This window comes from Streptomyces sp. PT12, from assembly GCF_003311645.1.
Classification (GTDB): domain Bacteria; phylum Actinomycetota; class Actinomycetes; order Streptomycetales; family Streptomycetaceae; genus Streptomyces.
Map to the genome: position 1 here is coordinate 1 of NZ_QEST01000191.1, position 285 is coordinate 285.

Below are 285 nucleotides of genomic sequence, written 5' to 3' on the forward strand. Positions count from 1 at the left end.
CCGTCTTCGCCCCGGCCTTCACCGCCGCCAGGCCACGCCCCCTGATCAGCGAACTCCCCGACGTTCAGGCGGCCTTGGACACCGGGACCAACGAGCCCGGGCGGCTTGCCGGTATCGCCCCCGCCGATCTGCCCCGCGTCCTGATCGCCACCATCCGCACCGAGGCCGCGGCCGTGCTCGGCTTCGACGGACCCTCCGCCGTGCGGCCCGACAAGGCGTTCCGCGACATGGGCTTCGACTCCCTCACGGCCGTCGAGCTGCGGAACCGGCTCGCCGAGGAGACGG

1 protein-coding gene is annotated in these 285 nt (G+C 73.7%); it reads left to right on the plus strand.

All coding sequences use genetic code 11. From position 1 onward, the window contains the following. Positions 1–285 (plus strand): acyl carrier protein (locus tag DEH69_RS22760; RefSeq protein ID WP_147255767.1); only part of this gene is annotated, 285 nt, incomplete at both ends.